The organism is Paenibacillus sp. J31R30, from assembly GCF_059692115.1.
Genome location: NZ_JCAUAV010000006.1, coordinates 83,020 through 105,080, shown reverse-complemented (window position 1 = coordinate 105,080; position 22,061 = coordinate 83,020). Strand labels below are relative to the sequence as shown.

The window sequence follows — 22,061 nt, the reverse complement described above, 5'->3', positions numbered from 1 at the left end:
TATAAACACTTCATATTTAGCCTCATTTACCCCACACGAACGATTAGCGAGAAGAAAGTAACCCCTCTCCTTGTTTGTTTTTCTCCCAATGCGCAGTCCATCAGCTCATTTATGGTAAACCCGAGGCAACGTAAGTGTTTCGGCAGTAAGGTGTTTGTAACGCAATTCGCACTGGCGCGGTCATTGGAGCCGCAAGGATGAAAGAGAGGTAGGGCTTTCATTGTTTTGATTCCAACACATGAATTACGCAATTTCATAGAGATCAATTGATGTTAGATGAATCGTTTTCGTGCTGATGAGGTGCGGGAACGATTTTTTATGTTGTCGTTTTGTAAGTCGGATATACTCGTGTTGCAGTTTTCTGATAGAAAGCGTCAAATTGCTGGTGAATTCTGCCCTGTTCCTTTACAATAAAATCAAATCAACCGATGGTTTGTTAATGATAGATATGATAGCTTGGGTCTTTCTTAATATTGTTAGTGAAAAGAGGCGTAGAACCAATGGTCGAACAAGCCTTTATGCTCAAGGCAACATGGACAGGCGGTCTGGATGGAACCGGACAGTTACAGGCGGGAAGCCTTACAACGCCTATTTCCGTACCAAGTGAATTTGACGGACCAGGCATCGGATCGAATCCAGAAGAAATGCTGCTAGGTGCCGCGGCAACCTGCTATATCATCACGTTAGGAACATTACTCCAGCGGATAAGTATCACCTCACTTGAGCTCAATTCCCACATCTACGTCCAAAACCAACCTACGATGAAAGTAAACGCGATCATTCACCGTCCGCTCATTTCTGTACCTCCTCAGACGACGGAAGCGCAGCTTGATAAAATACGCAAAGCCGCCTTCCGTGCCGAACAAACCTGTATGATCAGCAAAGCATTGCGAGGCAATGTAACGATTACCGCCCAGCCAGAGATACGAATCTTAGATATATAGTTAAGTCTACCTAGAAGGAGAGCAGCGCAGCGATGAATCTGAACAAAAAAGTATTTATCGGTTTTTTACTTTTCATTATCATCCCTTTATTCGTTCTAGGGTCTGCGGTGTACACGGTCTCTCAACAGCTTATTGAAAAGAAATATGGTGATTTAACAGAAGTAACGCTGCAAGCGATCTCACGTAATATTTATTACATGTTCAAGGAAGCGAACTATTTCTCTGATTTCTGGATGGTGAAAGATAGCATTCAAGGCATCTATCGTACGATGGAAACGGTTCAGCCGAACAAGGACACGCTCTCCTCGTATGATTTGAATACGTTCGATACGCTGCTTCGCGGCTCGATCCTGACGTATTCACCTGTACAGTCTGTTGTCATTTACAACAATGGGGGCAAATCCTTCAGCGCAGGGCGAACGAGCGGAAGCGCGATTCCATGGACGACGATTCAACAAAGCATGGCCTTCAAACATATTCAGGAGCTGAACGGCAGTCCACTTTGGATTGGACCCTCGGAATTCAAGGAGTTCGGATCAGGCCGCGGTGAATTCTACCAAGCGAGAATGGTCAAGGATTTTTGGACGATGGATAATCTGGGCTATATGCTGTTGAAATTTAAATTCAATGAGCTGGATCAAATTTTCAAATCGTTCAATATGAATGAGCAAAGCTCCAAACGCTATCTGCTGATTAACAAAAACGGACTTATTTTTTACGATAATAAACAAAGCCTAGAAGGGGCCAATGTCCTGCAATTAACACAAGGGAAGTTGGATTTAGGACTCAACAATTACAGCTTCCAAGCTAATTTTCAAAGCGAAAAAAGCCTCATTTCCCTGTATCATTTAAATATTAATCAGATGGGTGTTCAGGATTGGAGTGTCGTATCCGTCACCTCGTGGAAGTATGTCGCTGGGGAAATTGAGACAATTATGAAGCTCGTAGCGGGAATTACGTTTATTTGTTTGTTCTTTGCACTCGTGTATAACCTCGTCTTCGTAAGACGTATTATTCAGTTGATTCTTCGCATGCTGAATTCGATGAAAAAAGTGGAGCGGGGAGATCTAACGACACGCATGGAAGAGAGCGGGAAGGATGAGACGACAGCATTAGCGAGAGGCTTCAACAGCTTGGTTGTGCGGGTCGAGGATCTTCTCGAAGAGGTGAAGCTTCAGCAAGACCGCAAAAACAAAGCCGAACTCATGCTGCTGCAAGCGCAGATTAAGCCTCATTTTCTTTTTAATACACTCGAGTCGATCAATGTGCTAGCCATCCAAAACCAAGGGAAGAAAGTTAGTCAGATGGTTATTCGTCTAGGGAATTTGCTGCGGATCGGGATGGAGAATCGGGAAGAGATTACACTGAAGCAGGAGCTTGAGCATCTGCGCAGCTATTTGGAAATCCAGGAGTTTCGCTTTGAGGATCAGTTCCAATACACAATCGAAGCGCCTGACGAGCTGCTGCATGAGAATATTTTGAAGCTGACGCTCCAGCCTTTGGTCGAGAATAGCTTACAGCATGGCTTTGAACCTATTGATTATATGGGCTTGATTTCAGTTAAAGTTGTGGATGAAGGAGACCGCATTGGGCTGTATGTGACAGATAACGGTGTTGGGATTAATAACGAGAAGCTAGCGAAGTTTCATTATAAAACAGAGCTGGAGACCCCTTTTCATGTCATTCTGGAATCGAATGAAGAGCGGAGAGGGCTTGGCGTAAGTAATGTGGCCGATCGGGTCCGGATTCAATATGGGGAGCATTATGGCATGTTCATTTGTTCGCAAGAAGGCCAAGGTACGACGATGAAGGTTGTAATTCCGAAGAGGAAGAGGGATAACCAATGAGATTGAAGGCTATATTGGCGGATGATGAGCCTAATATTTTACGAAATCTGCAGGCGGTCATTCCGTGGGAAGAACTTGAAATCGATATTGTAGGCAAAGCTAAAAATGGGCTTGAAGCCTTGGATCTCTGCGCTCAGCATATCCCAGACATCGTGATGAGTGATATTCGGATGCCGCAAATGGACGGAATTACGTTCATCCATAAGCTTCGGGAAATGAATGTGGACTGCACGGTGCTGATGGTGACGGGGTATCAGGATTTTGAATATGTGCGTTCGCTTCTAAGAGTGGGAGTTAGCGATTATATCTTGAAGCCGATCAATTACGAAGAGCTTGAGAACTCGATCCGTAAGCTGGCCGTCGAAATTCGAGCCAAAAAACAGATGCAGCAGGAGGAACTCCTGAAGTGGGGAAAAATCAGAAGCTTGGCTTATGAGAAGATTTTGCAGGATATAATGTTGGACTATACAGATATCACTGCGAATACGCAGCTTCCCATTGATCAAGGGGATTTGGAGACGCTGCGCTATGTATTTGCCATTATTGACGTGGATAATTACTCCCAGAAATCACTGCCGTGGTCGGAGCAGGAACGTAAGCTATGGAACTTCGCTGTGCGTAATGTCCTGCAAGATTCCTTGGCGGATGAGAAGTCGCAGTTCACCGTTCTTCAGATGCGCGAAGGCGAATGGGCTCTGCTTATCGCGTGGGAGGAGTCAGCTCACGATTCATTCGAAACGACCTGGAGTGACTTATCAGCTAAGCTGCAACAGAACGTTATGCAGTCTGTGAAGCTTGGCATCAGCATAGGCTACTTCCCTGAGGCGATAGGCTTGCAACGGCTGGCGGATACCTACAGAAAGCTGCAGCGATTCATGCAGTTGAATTTAGACAAGCAGCAATGCGTGTTTCCCTACAAAGAGAGCAAAGAGTCGGCGGATGCGAATAGCTCGCTTTGGTTCATGGTCGAGGAAATTGTAACGGGGCTTAAGCAGCTGAACCGTCTCAAAACCGAGGATGCACTTGATCGCCTGAAATTATTGCTGGAAGGTCTGTCGGAGAGCTCATTTGCTAGAGCCTTTCAGATGCTGCACTATTTAATCCTTCATGTACTCCGTGAGCTGCGTGAGATGAATGCTCTCGATAGTCAGGAAGAGGAACAGATATGGCGTGAGCTGGATAAAAGCGAGAGCATCCCGCATTTGCTGCAAGTCATGGTACAACTTGTATCGATCGGGCTGGAAGGTACGAATAAGAAGAAGAATAGTGAGTTACTTATGGCCTCAGCCAAAGAGTATATCCGATTGAATTATTCGACCGATTTTGGCATCGAGGATATTGCAAGCAGCCTAGGGATTAGCTCTAGTTATTTTAGTTTGTTGTTTAAACAGCATTTTGGGGAAACCTTTGTGGAACACGTGACGAAGCACCGAATGGAGCAGGCGAAATCCCTGTTGCTTCACAGTGACAAGAGCATTACGGACATTGGAAGATGTGTCGGCTACATGGAACGACGCTATTTTACAAAAGTATTTCAGAAGTTTACCGGCGAAATCCCTTCGGAGTTTCGGGATAAGCGAAAGGAAGGTAACTAGAGGAATTTGCCCCTAGATAAGGAATTTATCTGTCTTTAGCAGGTTCAAGGGTTCAATTATACTTAAATGGTAAGCTTAAAGGAGAACCAAGTGGATGAGAAAACGAACACTGATGAGTGGGGCGTGGGGCTTGGCTCTCACCGTGATGCTGTCGGGATGCAGCCTATTGTCGGACAAATCCGATGCACAGAGTGATGCGGCCAGCGGTAAAGGAGCTCAGAATGGTCCGATTCTGCTGACTATCCGTCATACACAGGTTAAAGATACTCAGAAGAAACGGCTAGCGATGCTGCAAGACGTTGTGAAGGCTACCGAAGCTAAGGTGCCTGGCTTGACGATTACGTTAGATGGTGTTGAGGATAAGGTAAATCGCTTCGAAAAGCTAAGGGCAGAAATGGCAGCGGGAAACCCGCCAGAAATATTTGATCTGTTCGGAGGCACGGATACGAAGGATTATGTGAAGGCCAACAGGCTGCTGGACCTCACACCTATTCTGCAAGAGCTTGGATTAACGGATAAGTTTTATAGTTTTGAAGAGTTTACTGTTAATGGCAAAATTTACGGGATTCCCATGGCTGGCTATGTGGAAGGCCTGTACTATAACAAAAAGATTTTGTCTGAGCAGGGGATCAAGCTGCCCCAAACCTGGGACGAGCTTGTAGCCGCTGCGGCTAAGCTGAAAGCGGCCAAAATTACGCCATTTGCGATGGCGGCCAAGGATTCCTGGGTTATTAATATGATGATTAACACCATGTGGGTACGCACAGCAGGTACGGATTCGATCGAGGGATTCTTGAATGGGAGTAAGCATTGGACAGACCCAGAGGTATTGAAAGCTTTTGAACAGTATCAATCGCTCATTCAGAAGGACTATTTCCAAGATGGCAGTCTAGCGCTTGCTTATGCGGAGCAGCAAAATACATTCAGCAGCGGAGGCGCAGCCTTCATGTTTGATGGCAGCTGGGCGAATACACCGCTGCTCGATCCGGAGAAATCAGTGATTGCCCGAGATGTCGGTTTCATGAACTTCCCGACCATGGGTGGTCCTGGAGATGGCTATATCAACGGCGGCTGGTCAAATGCCTATGGCTTTTCTCAAAAAGTCACGCCAGATCAGTTGGCAGCGATCAAGGAATTTATTAAACAAATGTACAATGAATCGATGCAAAAAAGACAACTCGTTGAAGAAGGCATGCCTCCGGCGATGAAGCTGAAGGATACGAGTCAAGTGAATCCACTGATTACCGAAATTTTGAATGTGTTTTCGAATAGTAAAGGAACTTTCCCAGCTTTCGATTCCCGTATTCAAACAAAGGTCAGAGAGAAACTTGAACGAGGTATGCAGGAGCTGCTTGGCGGGAGAACAGACCCAGCCTCGCTTATGATTGAGTTACAGAAGCAGCAGGAGGCTTCGAATAAAGAAGAAACCCATACCAAATAGTAGTAGGATGACATATGAACAAAATGGGAAGACATGCATGGGCGTACACGCTGTTTACTTTGCCGACGCTGCTTATATTCGCGATATTTTTTATCTACCCGATGCTGATGTCGCTTCGCTATGGATTCACAGAGTGGAACGGCATCACCCCGGCAAGGTTCAATGGACTGGACAATTTCATAACAGCCTTTCAAGATCCTTATTTTTGGATAGCTGTACGAAATAATTTGTATTTCATTGGTTTCTCAATCGGTATCCAGATCCCAATTATTCTAGCCATAGCGCTGTTGGTGAGTAAAATAAAGCGTTGGATCGGGTTTTATAAAACCCTGATTTTCCTGCCCACGATTCTCTCTACAGCGGTCGTAGGCGTGCTCTGGGAGTTCATTTACCATCCGCAGGCTGGGTTGCTGAACCAAGTTTTAGAAGCTGTCGGCTTATCCAGTTGGCAGCATGCTTGGCTGGCAGACGGCGCGACGGCGATGCTCGCCATTTTGATCACCAATGCTTGGCAATGGATGGGCTTCTACGTCGTACTCGTCGTTTCCGCCATTTATCAAATACCTAAACATTTGGTGGAAGCCGCTCAACTAGATGGTGCAGGCGGCATTAGACAGGCTTGGTCCATCATCCTTCCGCTACTGAAACCCGTCATTATCGTGATGATGCTCTTATCCATTACTGGCGGCATGAAAGCTATGGATATTGTTGTTGTCATGACGGGTGGAAATCCTTATGGAATTACGGAAGTTATGGCATCCTATATGATAAAAAAAGCTTATCGGATTGGTGAGTATGGCTATGCAAATGGCATTGCTGTGTTAATCCTACTCTTTACCGCCATGTTAACGTCCTTGTTTGGCTGGGTAACAAGAAAAGCGGATGAGGTGCGATTATGAGATGGAGCCTCTTACGTCGTGTTTTCCCGCATGCGGTACTAATCATCTACATTGGATTGATATTATTCCCGCTGGGCTGGACGCTAAATTCGTCCTTCAAAACAAATAAAGAAATCATTACTGCGCCATGGTCCTTTCCTTCAGAGTTATCCTTATCGAACTACTGGAACGCATGGACGGGTGCTCATGTAGGTCACTATTTTATGAATAGTGTGATCAATTCGACGGTTTCAGCTAGCGTCTCTCTGGCTTTAGGCACGGCAACCGCTTATGCGTTAACTAGAATGTCTTTTCCGAAGCTAAGCTTGGTGCTGAAAAGAATACTACTCCTTGCTCTGTTAGTACCTGCCGCGTCCTTGCTAGTCCCCTTGTATATGCTCCTTAGGAGCTTGCATCTGTACAACACATCCCTAGCGTTAATCCTTCCCTACATAACATTGGGGTTGCCGTGGACGGTATTCATGGTCAACAGCTTCTTTGCGTCGATTCCGAACGAGCTGGAAGAAGCGGGTATTATGGATGGGCTCTCCATTTATGGGCTGCTGTGGCGTGTGGTTGTCCCGATTTCCGTGCCGTCTCTGTTCACCGTATTTATGCTGAACTTTCTGACGAGCTGGAATGAATTCATCATGGCGAATTTATTTTTGACCAAAGAGAAGCTGCGGACGCTTCCTGTGAGTATGGTAGCCTTCTACGACCAATTGAATATGAACTATGGTTCCCTATGCGCGGCGATCATGATCGGTATGATTCCCGTTGTAGTGATGTATCTTATCCTGCAAAAAGGCATCATGGATAAAATAAAAGCATAACCACTTGATTAAGGAGCGTGTTCCATAGTGTCATCAGTAGGAATTACGAACAATAAACCGCTAACGCTACGTCAAAAGGTAGGTCAACTCTTTGCTTGCGGCTTTGACGCTTTGGAGCCTAATCCGCATATTACGCAGTTAATCGAAAAATATGGCATTGGCGGCGTCATTTATTTCCGTCGCAATGTGAAGGACGCACATCAGCTTGCGCAGCTGTCCGCTGACTTGCAAGCAATTAGTCTGAAGAGTGGAGGTCAGCCGCTATTTATCACAGTCGATCAAGAAGGCGGTATGGTCTCTCGGATTGAAAAAGGGGCAACTTTGCTGCCGGGGAATATGGCATTGGGGGCTGCTTTTGCGCCAGCTGGCGTCTATGCAAGTAGCAAGGTGATGGGCAAGGAACTTCGCCAAATGGGCGTGAATATGAATTTAGCGCCTTGTCTAGATATCAATAATAATCGATTGAACCCGGTCATTGGTGTTCGTTCCTATGGTGAAACGGCAGCGATTGTAAGTGATATGGGCACGCACGCCGTGAAAGGCTTGCAAGACATGGGTGTAATCGCAACAGTGAAGCATTTCCCTGGGCACGGGGATACGACAGCGGATTCGCATCATGATTTGCCTGTTGTTCCACATAGCATGGAGCGATTGATGGAGCTAGAGCTAGCACCGTTCATCAAAGCGATTGAGGGTGGCGTAGATGCCATCATGTCTGCACACGTAGTCTTCCAAGCCTTGGAAGACAGCAGCGTGCCTTCAACGTTATCGTATAAAATATTGACAGAATTACTTCGCGGCAAGCTTGGCTTCAAAGGGCTAATCGTGACGGATTGCTTAGAGATGAAGGCAATCTCAGAAGGCGTTGGCGTAGCGGAAGGTGCGGTTCGCGCATTAGAAGCGGGAGCAGATATTCTGCTGGTAAGCCATGAGCTGGAGCGTCAAATCGCGGCGATTGAAGCGGTCATTGCAGCTGTAGAAAGTGGCCGCATTCCTGAGTCACGTATTGATGAGTCTGTTCTGCGAATTATGACTTACAAATACAAGCGAGATATTCGCTTTGATACACTTGCTCCAATTCCCGATGGGCCCATCTCGACGCCTGAACACCAGCTCTTGGCCAAGGAATTGAGTCGTAAAAGCATCACCAAGGTCAAAGATGAGGTTGGCAAAGTGCTTCAAATTAACGATAAGACATGTGTAATTTGGACAGAAGTTCAATCGGGAACGGAGATCGACGAAGTTGTCGATCGTGAGGGAACGCTTGGCAGCGTGTTGTCCGAGTTGACGGGAGAGCCTGTTCGTGAGGTTTATTTAGGACTTCAACCAACCTATGAGGAAATTGCAGAGATGATCAAGTTTTGTGAAGGTGCAGAGCAAGTCGTTATCGTCACCTACAATGCGACCTTCTCCTTTGGTCAAACTGCGTTGGTCAAAGCTTTGGGACAATTGGATGGGGTGCAACTTATCGTAGCTGCAGGGCGTAATCCCTATGATCTGCTTGAATTCCCTGAAGTGAAGACGTACTATGCCTGCTACGAGAATCGACCGCTGGCGATGGTTTCCTTAGCGAATGTGTTGCTGGGTCGTGAAGCAGCAGTGGGTCGGTTACCTGTGACATTATCGGAGCAATATCCAGTTGGATGGAGACAGGACTAAGGAGAAAATAGGTTTACATAAATTTTCTCTAGCATCTTGCAGCATCTCTTTGTAAAATCAGATAGGCTTGTGAAACTTTTTGTTTCCTATTACGTAGGAACAATGCACATGTTTCACGCATTTCACAAGCGATCTATTTACAAAGGGGTGTTTTCTTTTCTTATGAGTCAATCCAATGCTCAAGCTGAGCCAACGATGAAATCATTTTTTGCCAGTCGATTCGTGCAAACGATTATGCTTTCTGGCCTTTTGCTCCAAGTCGGGATATGGATTCGTAACTTTGCGATCCTTCTTTATGTGACGGATATGACGAATAACGATCCCTACTCGGTATCCTTAATCTCCGTTGCAGAGTTTGCGCCGATATTCCTCTTCTCCTTCATCGGCGGAGCCTTCGCGGATCGCTGGAGACCGAAGTTGACGATGGTTTGGTGCGACATACTAAGCGCAGCCTCCGTGTTCATCATTTTGATAACGTTGTATATGGGATCTTGGAAAGCGATCTTCTTTGCCACCTTGGTATCATCTATCCTCTCCCAATTCTCGCAACCTTCCGGGATGAAGCTGTTCAAAGTGCACGTTCATGAATCCCAAATGCAAATGGGGATGTCGATGTTTCAGTCCATGATGGCGATTTTTATGATCCTGGGACCGATTCTAGGCACCTTCGTTTACTACCATTTTGGTATTGAAACGGCCGTTGGAATTATGGGAGCATGCTTCTTATTATCCGCTTTGGTCCTTACCTTCCTGCCTGCAGATCGCAAAGAAGAAAAGTCTTCAGAGCCGCGTACAACACATATTTTTGCTGAAATGGGTCAAGGCTTTCGTTATGTAATTAGAAACAAAATGCTAGTTATCCTTGGTGGATGTTTCGCTGTTTCGGGTCTGGCTATTGGTTTAATTAGCCCGCTCGGTATTTTCCTCGTTACAGAGCATTTAGGCTTGGCTAAGGATAATCTACAGTGGTTTATGGTGGCCAATGGGGTCGCGATGATTGTAGGCGGGGGCGTAACGATGGCGTTCTCCAAAAAAATATCGCCGCAAGCGATGCTTACCATTGGTATGGCTGTTAGTGCCGTTACCTTTGCGGTGATGGGAATGACACACTTATTCTGGCTGGCGCTAGTCATGCAGTTCCTTTCGGGTCTTGTCATGCCAGCTATCCAAATTGGGATAAGTACGTTAATTCTTGGAAACACGGAAGAATCTTTCGTCGGTCGTGTAAATGGTATTTTAACTCCGCTCTTTATGGGTGCGATGGTGATCATGATGAGTTTGGCTGGGACGATCAAAGCGTCGTTCTCACTTGAATCCATCTACCTGACATCGGCGTTATTGTTTGTTATCGGTATAGGTATTATGGTGCCGACTCTGAAAATGAAGTCAGCGCCAATTCCACAGCCGAGCAGTGAAATGAAATAGGAATAAAAAGCGAAAAAAGCGATCTCCCTGGCCTTGAAGGCCGGGGAGATCGCTTTTTTGTTGTATTTAGGGATTACAGGAAGGGAGTGCCGGCTTCCTTAAAGGCTAGCTTCATTTCGGGCGTGATGGAGGAATCGCTTATGATGCCGACGGCTTCCTGCACTTCGCCAATCACAAACAAGGAGCTGCGGCTGAATTTGGAATGATCAGCTACGAGATACGTTTCCATGGATTGCTTCATCATACGGCGATTCGTCTCCGCTTCAAGCTCATTGTAGATCATCATGCCGCGAGAGAGGGAGATCCCGTCGCAGCCCATGAACGTTTTGCGGATACTGAGATTCTCAAGTGTGGCATTCGCAAGCGGACCTGACAGCTCAAAGGTCTGTGTGCGAATCACTCCACCAGTCAAAATCAGCTGCAGCCCGGGCGTGCCAATGAGTTCATAGGCAATGTTCACGGCGTTCGTAATGACGGTCAAATTTTTGAATTGGTTTAGCTTTTTCGCAATAAAGGTCGTTGTCGTTCCGCCAGTCAGCCCAATAATATCACCATCTTCGATGTAACGAAGGGCCTTATCAGCGATTTCCTTCTTTTCATCGGTGAAGAGGTCCATTTTATTAAAGAAGGGGACTTCGACTTTCAAGCTTTCAAGTACGGCCCCGCCAAAGGTGCGGATGCAGCGTTTCTCTTGCTCGAGAATCTCCAAATCTCGTCGTGCTGTTGCTTCAGAGACATTGAACTGCTTCACAATATCCGTCAAGGCTATAGAGCCTTTATCTTTGATTGCATGCATGATGGCATCTCGGCGAACATCGGTCTTTCCCATGGTGTACCCCCTATCAGCTTCCCTTCTGGAAAGCTAAGTCACGATTCTATGTAAACATGCTTATTTTGCCAAAAATAACGCTTCTTTATATCTTAACATGGCGGGATAAGGTCGTCCATCAGATCATGCTTGTATCAGCCGTTAATGGCTTGAATTTTGCTTGAAGTGTGCAAAAGCAGAGAAAAGCAGGCATCCTTATTGAAAGGTATGCCTGCTTTATTCTTAGTGCGTATGCTCATTTTTTGGCTGCGAGCCAATTCGCTAATGCCTCGATATCTTCTGCTTTCAGCGTGTCTTTGAAAGGTGGCATTTCGACCTTGCCGTTCATGATTTGCGCGGCAATTTGATCTTTCGTTCTGCGCGAACCGACTTTCGTCAGGTTCGGACCGTAATCACCCGTAAGGCCTGCGCCATGGCAGACTAGGCAGTTGTCCTTGTACAGCAGCTCGGCTTTCGCGCTGCTGCTAGGTGTTGTGCTCGCCGTCGCCTCCGGCTTGACGGTAGGCACCGGGGAAGGCGATGGCGTCGCGCTCGCAGGAGCCGGCGTTGGGGCTGGCTTCGCCGTCGCTGGAATAGGCGAAGCTGAAGGTGTCGCCGCTGCTTGCGGTTGCGGCGAAGTGCTGGCAGCAGGCGACGGAGTTGCCGTAGCCGCAGCTGGAGCCGACGCTTGTGGAGTCGGCGTTGCGGATGCAACCGCCGTCGCTACAGGTGACGGCGTGGCGGTGACAGCGGCTGGCGAGCTGGCCGCTGGTTCGGCAGCTTTCTCGCTGCACCCTGTGGCAGCGAGTAGGATCATTCCACAAATGCTTATATGTATCCATTTGTTCAAAGCAATCCAACTCCTTATCATATATTCTACTTAAGGTAACGGAGGATAAAGGATATAGGTTTTCCCATTGCTGAATGTGTCACAAAATAGGGAGAAGGAGTAGTAGCTAGGTAAGTCAGTGGGGCAGAGTATGCTTAACAAGACCCAGCAACCCGTGGTTAGTTATTTGTTACTGGATCATAGAGGAAGCGGCGCAATAAAAGCCCAGCAAAGCCCGAGGTACCACGGGCCTTGCTGGGCTTCTAACGCCGCACTGGAGTAAACTGTCAGAGCTACACGGTGGCTCCGGTCAAATCAAGCCAGGCCAGCTCCTGCGCCGACAGCACAAGCTCTGCGCCATCGCGGCAGGAGACCATCTCGGCCTCGGTACGTGGACCGATGAGCGCGCAAGCCGGGAACGGCTGGCTCAGCACGTAAGCGAGCGCAATCTGGATCGCGCTGACGCCTTTCTCCTGAGCGAGCTGCTGCGCACGCTGCAGCCGCGTCCAATTCTCGTCGCTGTAGAATACGCGAACGAGATCGGCGTTGTCGCGGACCTCCGGCGAGAACCGGCCCGTGAAGAAACCGCGCGCCTGCGAAGACCAAGACAGCAGTGGGAACTGCTGCTCTTCGTACCAGCGCAAGGACTCTTCATCGGCTGACACGCAGCCAGCCCAGAATGGCTCGTTAGGCTTAGCGAGACTGAGGTTAGGCGAGCTGAAGCTAAAGCCGACAAGACCATGCTTTACGGCGTATTCATTCGCTTCTTGCAGGCGCTGATGGGTCCAGTTAGACCCGCCAATAGCGCGAATGCGTCCTGCTTCCAGATGCTCATTCAGTGCCTCGACAATGACACCTACAGGTATTGCCGGGTCATCACGATGCAGCCCATACAAATCGATGTAGTCAGTACGCAATCGCTCTAGACTTGTCATTAGATCATGGCGGATCGCTTCGGGATTGACGCGGGGACCGTTTTTATCATGATGCGCGCCTTTGGTGAAGAGCACCATTTCTTCCCTTTTACCCGTTTCCTCCAACCAAATGCCTAAGGCTTGCTCGCTTTGCCCCCCACAATAAATGTGAGCTGAATCAATCGTATTTCCGCCAATAGCCAGATAGTGATGAAGGATTTCGCTAACCTCTTGCCTGTTGTCCAATCTAAAAAAATCAGAGCCCATGACCAGCTTAGATACCGGTTTATCTAATCCTTTAATTTGAATATGCTTCATCTGTGTTCCCCAGCCTCTCGTTTAGAAATATTAGAGCTGAACGCGTGAACGCTCTGTTGCCGATTGCAAACAAGCATCAATCACTTGCATATTGAAAATGGCATCTTGAGCAGGGAAGCGTTGAGCTCTCTCACCCCATGCTGCATACGCCAAATCGTCGACTTGCAGGGCGTATTGGTTAAGGAAAGGAACCTTTTCTTCGCGCTGCTCGTTGCCAACATAGACCTGAAAATGACCGGATTCTTCAGTTGGTGTAACAAAAGCAGAAGGAATCACAATGCGCCCCTTGGAGCCGAGAATCTCAAGTGTGTTTCGGAACGATGCCCACATACCACAGTCGAAAGTGAGGGCTACATTGCCGCTGAATTCAACGAGTCCGGACATCATCATATCGACGTTATCATGTTCGGGGGAAAAGAATGCATGCGTAGTGACAGCTTCCGGCTCACGTTCTAGCAGAAATCTAGCTGCGCTGAGCGGATAGCAGCCTACATCATAGACCGAGCCGCCGCCCCATTCGCGGACGTAACGAACATTTTTGCTATCATTCGGGTTACTGAACGTAAATGAACCGTGAATACCGCGAATATCTCCGATTTCGCCGGATTGCATGATCGCTTTCACACGCTCGTAGCGAGGGTGATGGCGGTACATGAAAGCTTCAGCAAACAATACGCCTGCTTCTTCACTAGCTGTCACCATTTCTCGAACTTCAGCAGTTGTCAGAGCAGCAGGCTTCTCACAAAGCACGTGCTTACCGGCCTGAGCAGCTCGGATCGTCCACTCTTTATGTAAATGATTCGGAAGTGGGATATAGATGGCATCAATATTAGGATCCGCAATTAATTCTTCATAGCTTCCATATGCAGTAGGGATATCAAGACGAGCGGCAACCTCTTGTGACTTTTCCAAGCTGCGGCTTGCGATTGCGCTTACAACACCTGTTTGGGATTGTTGGATCCCTGGGATACAGGCTCGGATTGCAATATTTGCGCAGCCTAGAATTCCCCAACGAAGTTTGGTCATGACAGCATTTCTCCTTTTTTCAAGCGGAATATGTAACGTTATATTGCTATTATAAAATGAGTTATTTAAAATGAATATAACAATATATTGAATCGACTATCGTAATATTGTCATTAGAGATGAGGTTTGATTGTATGCGCCGTCATGTAATGTTACCTACCTTACAGCAATCCACATTCTTCATTTTCCCAGAATCCGTAGGTTGGTATCGAGAAGAGATCAATCATGAAGTCGAGCGGCCAGAGGGTTTGTGGTCGACGTATAGCTTGCATTTTGTCATCTCAGGGAAGGGTTATGTGGAGCTCGAAGGGCAGCAGTACACGCTGCAGAAGGGGGATGCTTTCTTATTTCCACCCTATCAAGAGCAGTGTTATTACAGTTCGAAAGATGATCCATGGGATATTCGTTGGGTGCACTTTTATGGGGATCAGATTAAGGAGTTTCTGTTGGAGAAAGGCTTTCTGCGCAATCTATGGACGTTAAAAAGAAGTGCCGAGCTTGAGAAAGCTTTCAATGAACTGCTGCTAGAAGCAGAACACTACCAAATTCTTCGCCCGACACAATTGAGCACATTGAATTATTTGATTTTGTGCGAATTCATGAGCTACGCCACGCCGTTAACGGTCAATCGAGGTACGGAGTCGGTGGATCGGATATTAGCCTTGCTTCCAGAGATGCAGCGAAGAGCATGCGAGCCCTTCAATCTGGAGGAGTGGGCGGAGCTCACAGGCGTGAGTACGTATTATTTTTGCAAAATTTTCCGTAAAGCCACATCGATGACACCACTCTCGTTTATTACGCTTTGTCGGATTCAATTCGCTAAGCAGCGCTTAATCGAGAAAGAAAATTGGCCGATCAAGGACATCGCGGTTGAAGCAGGCTATACCTCTGCGAGCTATTTCAATCAGCGATTTCATGAGCATGAAGGCATGACACCGAGTGAGTTTCGCAGCCTATATATGAAAGGTGTATTCAGTTGAAAGCGTGGATTTGAGGCGCGGTACTAGAAAAAGTTAGTACTTTTGGAAGGCATGCTGCCACGGTACTCTTAGTCTGTAGAGACGATGAGGGGGCTGAGCAGATGCAGACGAAAGTAAATACGAAACCTTTTAGAACCAATTGGATTTTGCATGTGATGATCGTTATATGGTTTGGTGTATGGGGATGGTTAGCGATTGCACCGCATAGCCGAGGGGACTGGGTCTTAGAAAATCTATTGATTTGGGCAGCATTAATTGGGCTCATTGCGACCTTTCGTGTCTTTACTTTTTCCAATATGTCGTATGGGTTACTTGCGATCTTTCTGTTGCTGCATAGTGTAGGAGCTCATTTTTCTTACAATGGCACGTGGTTCGATCCTTGGCTGCATCGCCTATTCGGTGCTGAACGCGATCATTTCGATCGGCTCGTTCATCTGAGCTTCGGACTGCTTTGCGCCTATCCTCTTTATGAAGGTTTGCGGGCTTGGACAACGCTTGGGAGAAGATGGATTTATGTGATGACGTGTGTTATCGTTTTGGCTATGGGTGCTTTCTATGAGCTTATCGAAATGTGGGTAGCCATGATCGTAGCTCCGGAGATCGGTACTTTATTTGTCGGTGCACAGGGGGATCCTTGGGATGCTCAGCATGATTTGGAGCTCGCGTTGTATGGAGCGATTATTGTGATGTGTGTGACGGCAGTGGGGAATCGATGGAAAGTGGGTAACCAATCATAGGATGAATGGGGAGGCAATATTGTAAATGGCGAATGAGCGTGTGAATGCAGGAGCAGATGCAAATGTGAAGAACGGTGTTTCTTACGTGTATATTGGTTCATATACGGATGAACAGCATCCAGTGGGCATTTCTTTATATAGCTTCAATGGGCAAAATGGTGAATTGACGCTGGTTGAAACCTACAGCGATTTGCCGAATGCTTCGTTTCTTGCGGTGAACAACGATCGGAATGTCTTATATGCCGTGAGTGAAACGGTAACCTACGAGGGACGTTTCGGTGGTTCCGCTGCGGCTTATGCGATAGAAGCAGGCACAGGTCGATTAAGCAAAATCAACCAACAGCCAGCGGATGGATCCGCACCTTGCTATATTAGCTTGGACGCCACAAATCGCAGGGTGTATGTGGCGAATTATTTAAGCGGCGACGTGACTGTGTATCCTGCCAACGCCGATGGCGGTCTAGGCTTACATACGCAGCTCGTTAAACACGAAGGCGAGCTTGGACCGCAAGCGGATCGCCAAGAAGCGCCGCATGCGCACTCGATTGTTCCGTCTCCGGACAATCGGTTTGCTGTTGCAGCCGATCTTGGCCTTGATCGGCTGATCATTAGCCGCATTGACGCGGAGAGCGCTAAGTTGCTGCCGCACGGCGCAGCAGCTTTGAAGCCGGGCGCGGGCCCGCGGCATTTGGTGTTTAACGCGGACAGCACGTATGTGTACGCGATCAATGAGTTGGACAGCACGGTGACTGTGCTGGCTTATGAAGCGGCCGCGGGAAGTATGACCGCGGTGCAGACCTTGTCGACGCTGCCGGAGGACTTCAGCGGTGTCAGTTACTGCGCGGACATCCACCTCTCCGAGGATGGCCGGTTCTTGTACGGCTCAAACCGCGGACACGATAGTATCGCGGTTTATGGGGTTGACCGAGGCAGCGGCACGCTGTCGGTCGTGGGTTGGCAGTCGACGCGGGGGCGGACGCCGCGGAACTTCGCGCTTTCGCCGCAGGACGAGTTCCTGCTCGCGGCGAACCAGGACTCGAACAGCATCGTTGTCTTCCGCAGGGATGCGGAGACAGGGATGCTGCAAGAAACAGGGCAAACGGCAGCGGTATCGCGACCGGTTTGCGTGAGATTTCTTTAAATAGGCGCTGAACGTGTAACGGCCAGGCGCAATAGCTGGAAAGGAAGAGGCGAGTATCTACTTGCTCCTTCCTTTTTTTCGTATTGGCATGAGGCGGGAACTCACTTTAAGGCCATAGAGAGGTCTTAAGTGAGCTCCCTGGCGCGGGGGAGGACTTTAAGGCCCAATATTGTAGGCACTATCCCAATGGCTCAGGAGGTGGATCGAAGTTTGCAGACCTGAGCGAAGGGGATAATGGCGAGAGGTAGCGTTTTGAGAATGTCGATGAATGAAAACAACCTCACAAATTTCCGCCAAAAATTAGTTGCAGATGCAACGTATTCGGCGTAAACTAAATTAGTGGCAAGTGCAACGATTCGGATGTTGTTTGTTTAATAAGTATCATTTATTTGGCACAGGAGGGGTTACTTTGATTGAAACGCGAAATTCGATTCCAAGGTGGGTCTCGTTGATTTACCGGTACGGACAGATGTACATCGGTGACCACTTGAAGCAATTTGATATCGGCAGGGGTCAGCATATTTTCCTCAATGCGCTGTATAAAGAGGATGGCTTGACGCAGGAAGAGCTCTCTGACTATTTGAAGATCGATAAAGGAACGACGGCGAAAGCTTTGAAAAAGCTAGAAGAGCAAGGCTACATAACGCGTACTGTCAGTGAAAAGGATAAGCGATGTTACGAGGTTCTTCTGACGGATAAAGCGCGTGGTATAAAGGAAGATGTGCGCAAGGTACTCACCGATTGGCGTGAGCGGTTGACGTTCGGCTTGTCAGAAGAGGAGAAGGAGATGGCCCTTGTTATTTTAGAAAAAATGGGTCATAATGCGGCACACTTTACTGAGGAAGAGGTAGACTTATGAATATGAGGACTGCGGGATCTGTGTTCATTGATCGTCATTTCCATGCCTTGACCCACAAGAATTATCGCTATATGTGGTTTGGGCAATGTGTGTCGCTTATTGGTACGTGGATGCAAAATATCGGGCAGTCCTGGCTCGTCCTGACACTTACAGGATCGTCTCTGAAACTTGGAATCGTAGCAGCGTGTCAATTCCTTCCGATTCTCTTGTTTTCGTTGTTTGCCGGTATTATTGTAGATAAATTCCCTAAGAAGAAAATCCTTATTGTGACGCAAACGGTTTCGATGATTCTCGCCTTTGCCTTGGCAACCTTGGTGCTTACAGATACGGTGAGATACGAATATATCCTAGTTCTAGCGCTGTTATTAGGATTGAATAATACGCTGGATATGCCTACTAGGCAGTCGTTCAATGTGGAAATTGTCGGTAAAGAAGATCTAATGAATGCGATCGCGCTCAATTCGACGACGTTTAATATGGCAAGAATTGTGGGTCCTTCGATTGGCGCTGTGATGATGGCGTGGTTAGGCGCTGGCTGGTGCTTTTTACTTAATGGCGTCAGCTTCCTTGCTGTTCTTTATGGCTTGTTTCATATTGAAGCAGCACCTTATGTACGTAAGATCAGATCGAAGGAAGGCGTCTTAAAAGAAATCAAAGATGGTATCGTTTACATCGCCAAAGATCCGATCCTGTCGCCGACGGTGCTACTTGTAACGGTGATTGGAACGCTTGCTTTTAACTTTAATATTCTCATTCCAGTGTTCACCAAAAATGTCCTGCATATGGGAGAGACGACCTATGGAACATTGATGTCTTGTTTGGGTGTGGGTTCGTTAGCGGGGGCACTGACGATGTCATTTCGCAGTAAGCGGGGGCCGAAGCTTAAGGTGAGTATGGCGGCGAGTTGTATGGTCGCGATTTGCTTGATATTGAATGGTCTGAGCGGTTCGGTGTGGGTCTGTGGGACGCTGTTGGCGTGTACGGGTTTCTTCAATATTATGTTCGCGACGAATAGTAACTCGGCCCTCCAAATGTTTGCCAAGGATGAGTATCGAGCACGTGTTATGAGCGTTTATGCCCTTGTGTTTGCTGGTTCTACACCGATTGGAAGCTTGTTCTCCGGGTACATTGCGGATCGATTTGGGGCGAATGGTGCATTCGTTACTTGCGGGGTTCTAACAGGACTTCTGTGCTTGTTCATTACGTGGAAATATAAATCTTCTCTCACAGCGAAATCTCTGAAAGAACAGGAAATGGCTTGAAACGACAAATAAGTCATCTTTACATTATAAAGATTCCTTTATTCGGGTTGTCAATTAACTAGGGATTCGCTACAATATGAGGATAAGTTCAAGTGTGAGGAGGAATCTTGTGCTGGGGATATGGAAGAAATGGATGCAGAAATCGAAGCAGCAACCAATGCAGGAACCGAAGCACACTGTGGATTATAAAACGATGGAAATCGACGTTGTCATTAAATGTTTTGTTTCGGATAAGGAGAAACCGTTTCGAGTCATTTTTAAAGTGGAGAAACAGGGTTCTTTCTTTTCGAAAGATATTTTTGTGAAAAATGTGGATTCGAAAACATCCTATGAGCTCGTGCATAACTTCTCCACACTTGGCATGAACAATGAAGAGTTGAACAAGTATGAAAGCACAGACTATGCTGAATACAGCTTCGCTACGTTGGAAGAAGCCAAAAAGGTAAAAGATACAACCGTCGATTACATACGCTTTTTGATCCGTGAGCATCAACAAGAAACACTCGCGAAAATTTCATAAAGGTTACGCAAAGAAAGGAGCTGGCGATTAATTCGCTGGCTCCTTTTGCTCGTGACCTCACTATGGACAATGCCTATGCGTCAGCTTTTTGTTGTTGTACAAGTTCTTTCAACCGATGTTGGCGAAGCTTCGTGATCGACGTGTATTTGGATTCGGAGCCTCTGACTTCGAAAAATACTTTGCCATCTTGAATATGTTGGATTTTACGTGTATTCACATAGCTATCGGTGTTTACTTTGAAAAAGCTGCTGTCTGAGGTCAAATTCTGGATTTGTTCTGTATTTAGGCGCTTCTTGATATGGTAGTTCTTCCCATGAAAGGAGACCAGGCCATGTTCACCAACGCGGAAATACATGATATCTTTTTCCAAAATAAAATCCTCATACGTATTCTTTACTTCGAGCGCTACATTCATTTTATTTGCCCCCTTTTTAAAATGATAACGCTTACATTTGGTAATGGCTTAATCTTACCATAATATGTGAAGCATGGGAAGGCTTTTTCCATTGAAAAAAACCAACATGTTTCTTCCAAATGGCGTGAAACGTGTTGGTTTTCTGCGGTTTTTGACAAACGAACTCTTATTTCCTCGGAAATAATTTATAGGGCGATATTGCGAGCAACCCAGACGCCAGCCGCACCTGCTTGAGCTAGTCCGCGTGTAATACCGGCCCCGTCACCGCCACAGTAAAGGCCTTTAATTTCAGTTTCAAAGCTCTCACTCAGCTTAGGACGAGCGGAATAGAACTTCGCTTCTACACCATAGAAAAGCGTATGCTCAGATGCGATACCTGGCGTTACCTTTTCGAGTGCATGGATCATTTCGATTAAGCTTTTCATCGTATTGTAGGGGAGAACGAGTCCTAAGTCACCCGGGACGGCTTCGGATAAAGTAGGTTCCAAGAAGCCTTCTCGAATCCGTTCAGCCGTAGATCTACGCCCACGCATAATATCTCCAAACTTCTGAACGATGACGCCACCGCTCGACAAGTCATTCGCGTGCTTACAAATCTCTCTCGCATATTCATTCGGTTTATCGAACGGTTCCGTAAATTTATGAGAAACAAGGAGTGCGAAATTCGTGTTGTTGGAACCAAGCGCAGGATCTTTATAGGAATGTCCATTGGCCGCCATGATGCCGCTGTGATTTTCTACCACAACATGCCCAGATGGGTTACTGCAAAAGGTTCTTACACGCGTACCGACCGAAGTGTTATACACGAATTTACCTTCATACAAATGTTCGTTGATTTCACGCATCACGACATCGGAAGTTTCGACGCGAACGCCAACATCGACTTGGTTGTTGGACATTTTGAGACGGCGTTTCTTAAGAACCTGCGTTAACCATGCAGAACCATCTCTACCTGGCGCAAGCATGACATAGTTGCTTAGGAGCTCCGTGCCATCCTTCAATCGAATACCTTGTACGACGTTTTTATCTTCTTTTTTAGTCGTGATGATATCGTCAACTTCGGTTTTGAATTGCATATCGATGCGTGTTTTCAAATATTCATAGATGGATTTGAGGATCATGAGATTTTGTTCCGTGCCCAAATGACGAACCTGAGCGCGAAGTAGCTTTAAGCCCGCTGCGTAGGAGCGTTGCTCGATCCCTTTTACGGCTTCGGTAGTAGGATCCGTTATGTTTTCAGTGGCCCCATGCTGCAGATTAATGCTATCCACATAGCGGATGAGCTCCATGACTTTGCTAGGCGCCAAATAATCCGTCATCCAGCCGCCAAATTCAGTCGTGATATTGAATTTACCATCACTATAGGCGCCTGCTCCGCCAAAGCCGGAAGTAATGGAGCAAGCAGGTAGACAACCAGAGTAGTCCTTTTTACCAGCTGGAGGTGGGCAAAGCTTGATTTTATTTTCAAGAATCGGACAACTGCGCTTGTAAATATCGTGGCCTTTGTCAACGAGTAAAATGTTCGCATTAGGGTGAAGCAATGTCATCTCATAGCAAGCAAAAATACCGGCAGGACCTGCACCAACAACGATAAAATCATAAGCGTTCATAACAGCAATCTCCTCTGGAA

At 47.0% G+C, this 22,061-nt stretch carries 20 protein-coding genes; 14 read left to right on the top strand and 6 right to left on the bottom strand.

Annotated elements, in window-relative coordinates:
- Positions 1 to 500: 500 nt before the first annotated feature.
- The 8 genes from AC58QO_RS20915 to AC58QO_RS20880 all read left to right on the top strand — a co-directional run bounded on the left by AC58QO_RS20915 (position 501) and on the right by AC58QO_RS20880 (position 10,622).
- A complete protein-coding gene (locus AC58QO_RS20915) occupies positions 501 to 944 on the top strand; it encodes an OsmC family protein (RefSeq protein ID WP_497268883.1) in 444 nt (147 codons plus the stop codon).
- Between the two features lie 32 nt (positions 945 to 976).
- Complete coding sequence (locus AC58QO_RS20910) at positions 977 to 2,791, top strand: sensor histidine kinase (RefSeq protein ID WP_497268881.1); 1,815 nt, start codon at positions 977 to 979, stop codon at positions 2,789 to 2,791.
- Complete coding sequence (locus AC58QO_RS20905; protein WP_497268880.1) at positions 2,788 to 4,386, top strand: response regulator; 1,599 nt, start codon at positions 2,788 to 2,790, stop codon at positions 4,384 to 4,386. Before AC58QO_RS20910 ends, AC58QO_RS20905 begins: the two co-directional genes overlap by 4 nt.
- A gap of 94 nt (positions 4,387 to 4,480) precedes the next feature.
- Positions 4,481 to 5,827: an extracellular solute-binding protein gene (locus tag AC58QO_RS20900; protein ID WP_497268878.1), complete on the top strand. Its 1,347-nt coding sequence runs from the start codon at positions 4,481 to 4,483 to the stop codon at positions 5,825 to 5,827.
- A gap of 14 nt (positions 5,828 to 5,841) precedes the next feature.
- Entirely contained in the window at positions 5,842 to 6,726 is an 885-nt protein-coding gene (locus AC58QO_RS20895; RefSeq protein WP_497268876.1) for a carbohydrate ABC transporter permease, read from the top strand.
- Positions 6,723 to 7,538 carry a carbohydrate ABC transporter permease gene (locus AC58QO_RS20890; RefSeq protein ID WP_497268874.1) on the top strand — a complete coding sequence of 272 codons (816 nt, stop codon included), beginning with the start codon at positions 6,723 to 6,725 and terminating at the stop codon, positions 7,536 to 7,538. Before AC58QO_RS20895 ends, AC58QO_RS20890 begins: the two co-directional genes overlap by 4 nt.
- A gap of 27 nt (positions 7,539 to 7,565) precedes the next feature.
- Positions 7,566 to 9,197: a beta-N-acetylhexosaminidase gene (gene nagZ, locus AC58QO_RS20885; RefSeq protein ID WP_497268872.1), complete on the top strand. Its 1,632-nt coding sequence runs from the start codon at positions 7,566 to 7,568 to the stop codon at positions 9,195 to 9,197.
- 162 nt (positions 9,198 to 9,359) lie between these two features.
- Positions 9,360 to 10,622 carry an MFS transporter gene (locus tag AC58QO_RS20880; RefSeq protein ID WP_497268870.1) on the top strand — a complete coding sequence of 421 codons (1,263 nt, stop codon included), beginning with the start codon at positions 9,360 to 9,362 and terminating at the stop codon, positions 10,620 to 10,622.
- 73 nt (positions 10,623 to 10,695) lie between these two features.
- On the opposite strand, the gene AC58QO_RS20875 is transcribed toward AC58QO_RS20880, so the two are convergent.
- The 4 genes from AC58QO_RS20875 to AC58QO_RS20860 all read right to left on the bottom strand — a co-directional run bounded on the left by AC58QO_RS20875 (position 10,696) and on the right by AC58QO_RS20860 (position 14,517).
- Positions 10,696 to 11,451, bottom strand: coding sequence for a DeoR/GlpR family DNA-binding transcription regulator (locus tag AC58QO_RS20875; RefSeq protein ID WP_497268868.1), 756 nt, complete (start codon positions 11,449 to 11,451; stop codon positions 10,696 to 10,698).
- 235 nt (positions 11,452 to 11,686) lie between these two features.
- Positions 11,687 to 12,280 (bottom strand): c-type cytochrome, encoded by a 594-nt coding sequence (locus tag AC58QO_RS20870; RefSeq protein ID WP_497268866.1) that lies wholly within the window; start codon positions 12,278 to 12,280, stop codon positions 11,687 to 11,689.
- Positions 12,281 to 12,552: 272 nt separating this feature from the next.
- Positions 12,553 to 13,491: an aldo/keto reductase gene (locus AC58QO_RS20865; protein ID WP_497268864.1), complete on the bottom strand. Its 939-nt coding sequence runs from the start codon at positions 13,489 to 13,491 to the stop codon at positions 12,553 to 12,555.
- A gap of 30 nt (positions 13,492 to 13,521) precedes the next feature.
- Entirely contained in the window at positions 13,522 to 14,517 is a 996-nt protein-coding gene (locus tag AC58QO_RS20860; protein ID WP_497268862.1) for a Gfo/Idh/MocA family protein, read from the bottom strand.
- A 134-nt stretch (positions 14,518 to 14,651) separates the two neighbouring features.
- Here AC58QO_RS20860 and AC58QO_RS20855 point away from each other — a divergent pair, with 134 nt between their 5' ends.
- From AC58QO_RS20855 to AC58QO_RS20830, 6 genes are all read left to right on the top strand, one after another.
- Complete coding sequence (locus tag AC58QO_RS20855) at positions 14,652 to 15,497, top strand: helix-turn-helix transcriptional regulator (protein ID WP_497268860.1); 846 nt, start codon at positions 14,652 to 14,654, stop codon at positions 15,495 to 15,497.
- A 101-nt stretch (positions 15,498 to 15,598) separates the two neighbouring features.
- Entirely contained in the window at positions 15,599 to 16,234 is a 636-nt protein-coding gene (locus AC58QO_RS20850; RefSeq protein ID WP_497268858.1) for a DUF2238 domain-containing protein, read from the top strand.
- 25 nt (positions 16,235 to 16,259) lie between these two features.
- The gene (locus AC58QO_RS20845; RefSeq protein WP_497268856.1) at positions 16,260 to 17,375 is read left to right on the top strand and encodes a lactonase family protein; all 1,116 of its coding nucleotides are present in this window, start codon (positions 16,260 to 16,262) and stop codon (positions 17,373 to 17,375) included.
- Between the two features lie 409 nt (positions 17,376 to 17,784).
- Entirely contained in the window at positions 17,785 to 18,234 is a 450-nt protein-coding gene (locus tag AC58QO_RS20840; RefSeq protein WP_497268854.1) for a MarR family winged helix-turn-helix transcriptional regulator, read from the top strand.
- The gene (locus AC58QO_RS20835; protein WP_497268852.1) at positions 18,231 to 19,496 is read left to right on the top strand and encodes an MFS transporter; all 1,266 of its coding nucleotides are present in this window, start codon (positions 18,231 to 18,233) and stop codon (positions 19,494 to 19,496) included. Before AC58QO_RS20840 ends, AC58QO_RS20835 begins: the two co-directional genes overlap by 4 nt.
- A 109-nt stretch (positions 19,497 to 19,605) precedes the next feature.
- Complete coding sequence (locus AC58QO_RS20830) at positions 19,606 to 20,016, top strand: hypothetical protein (protein WP_497268850.1); 411 nt, start codon at positions 19,606 to 19,608, stop codon at positions 20,014 to 20,016.
- A gap of 73 nt (positions 20,017 to 20,089) precedes the next feature.
- Here the strand turns inward: AC58QO_RS20830 and AC58QO_RS20825 are convergent, their stop codons facing one another.
- A complete protein-coding gene (locus AC58QO_RS20825; protein ID WP_497268848.1) occupies positions 20,090 to 20,431 on the bottom strand; it encodes a LytTR family transcriptional regulator DNA-binding domain-containing protein in 342 nt (113 codons plus the stop codon).
- 185 nt (positions 20,432 to 20,616) lie between these two features.
- Positions 20,617 to 22,041 (bottom strand): NAD(P)/FAD-dependent oxidoreductase, encoded by a 1,425-nt coding sequence (locus AC58QO_RS20820; RefSeq protein ID WP_497268846.1) that lies wholly within the window; start codon positions 22,039 to 22,041, stop codon positions 20,617 to 20,619.
- Between the last annotated feature and the right edge of the window lie 20 nt (positions 22,042 to 22,061).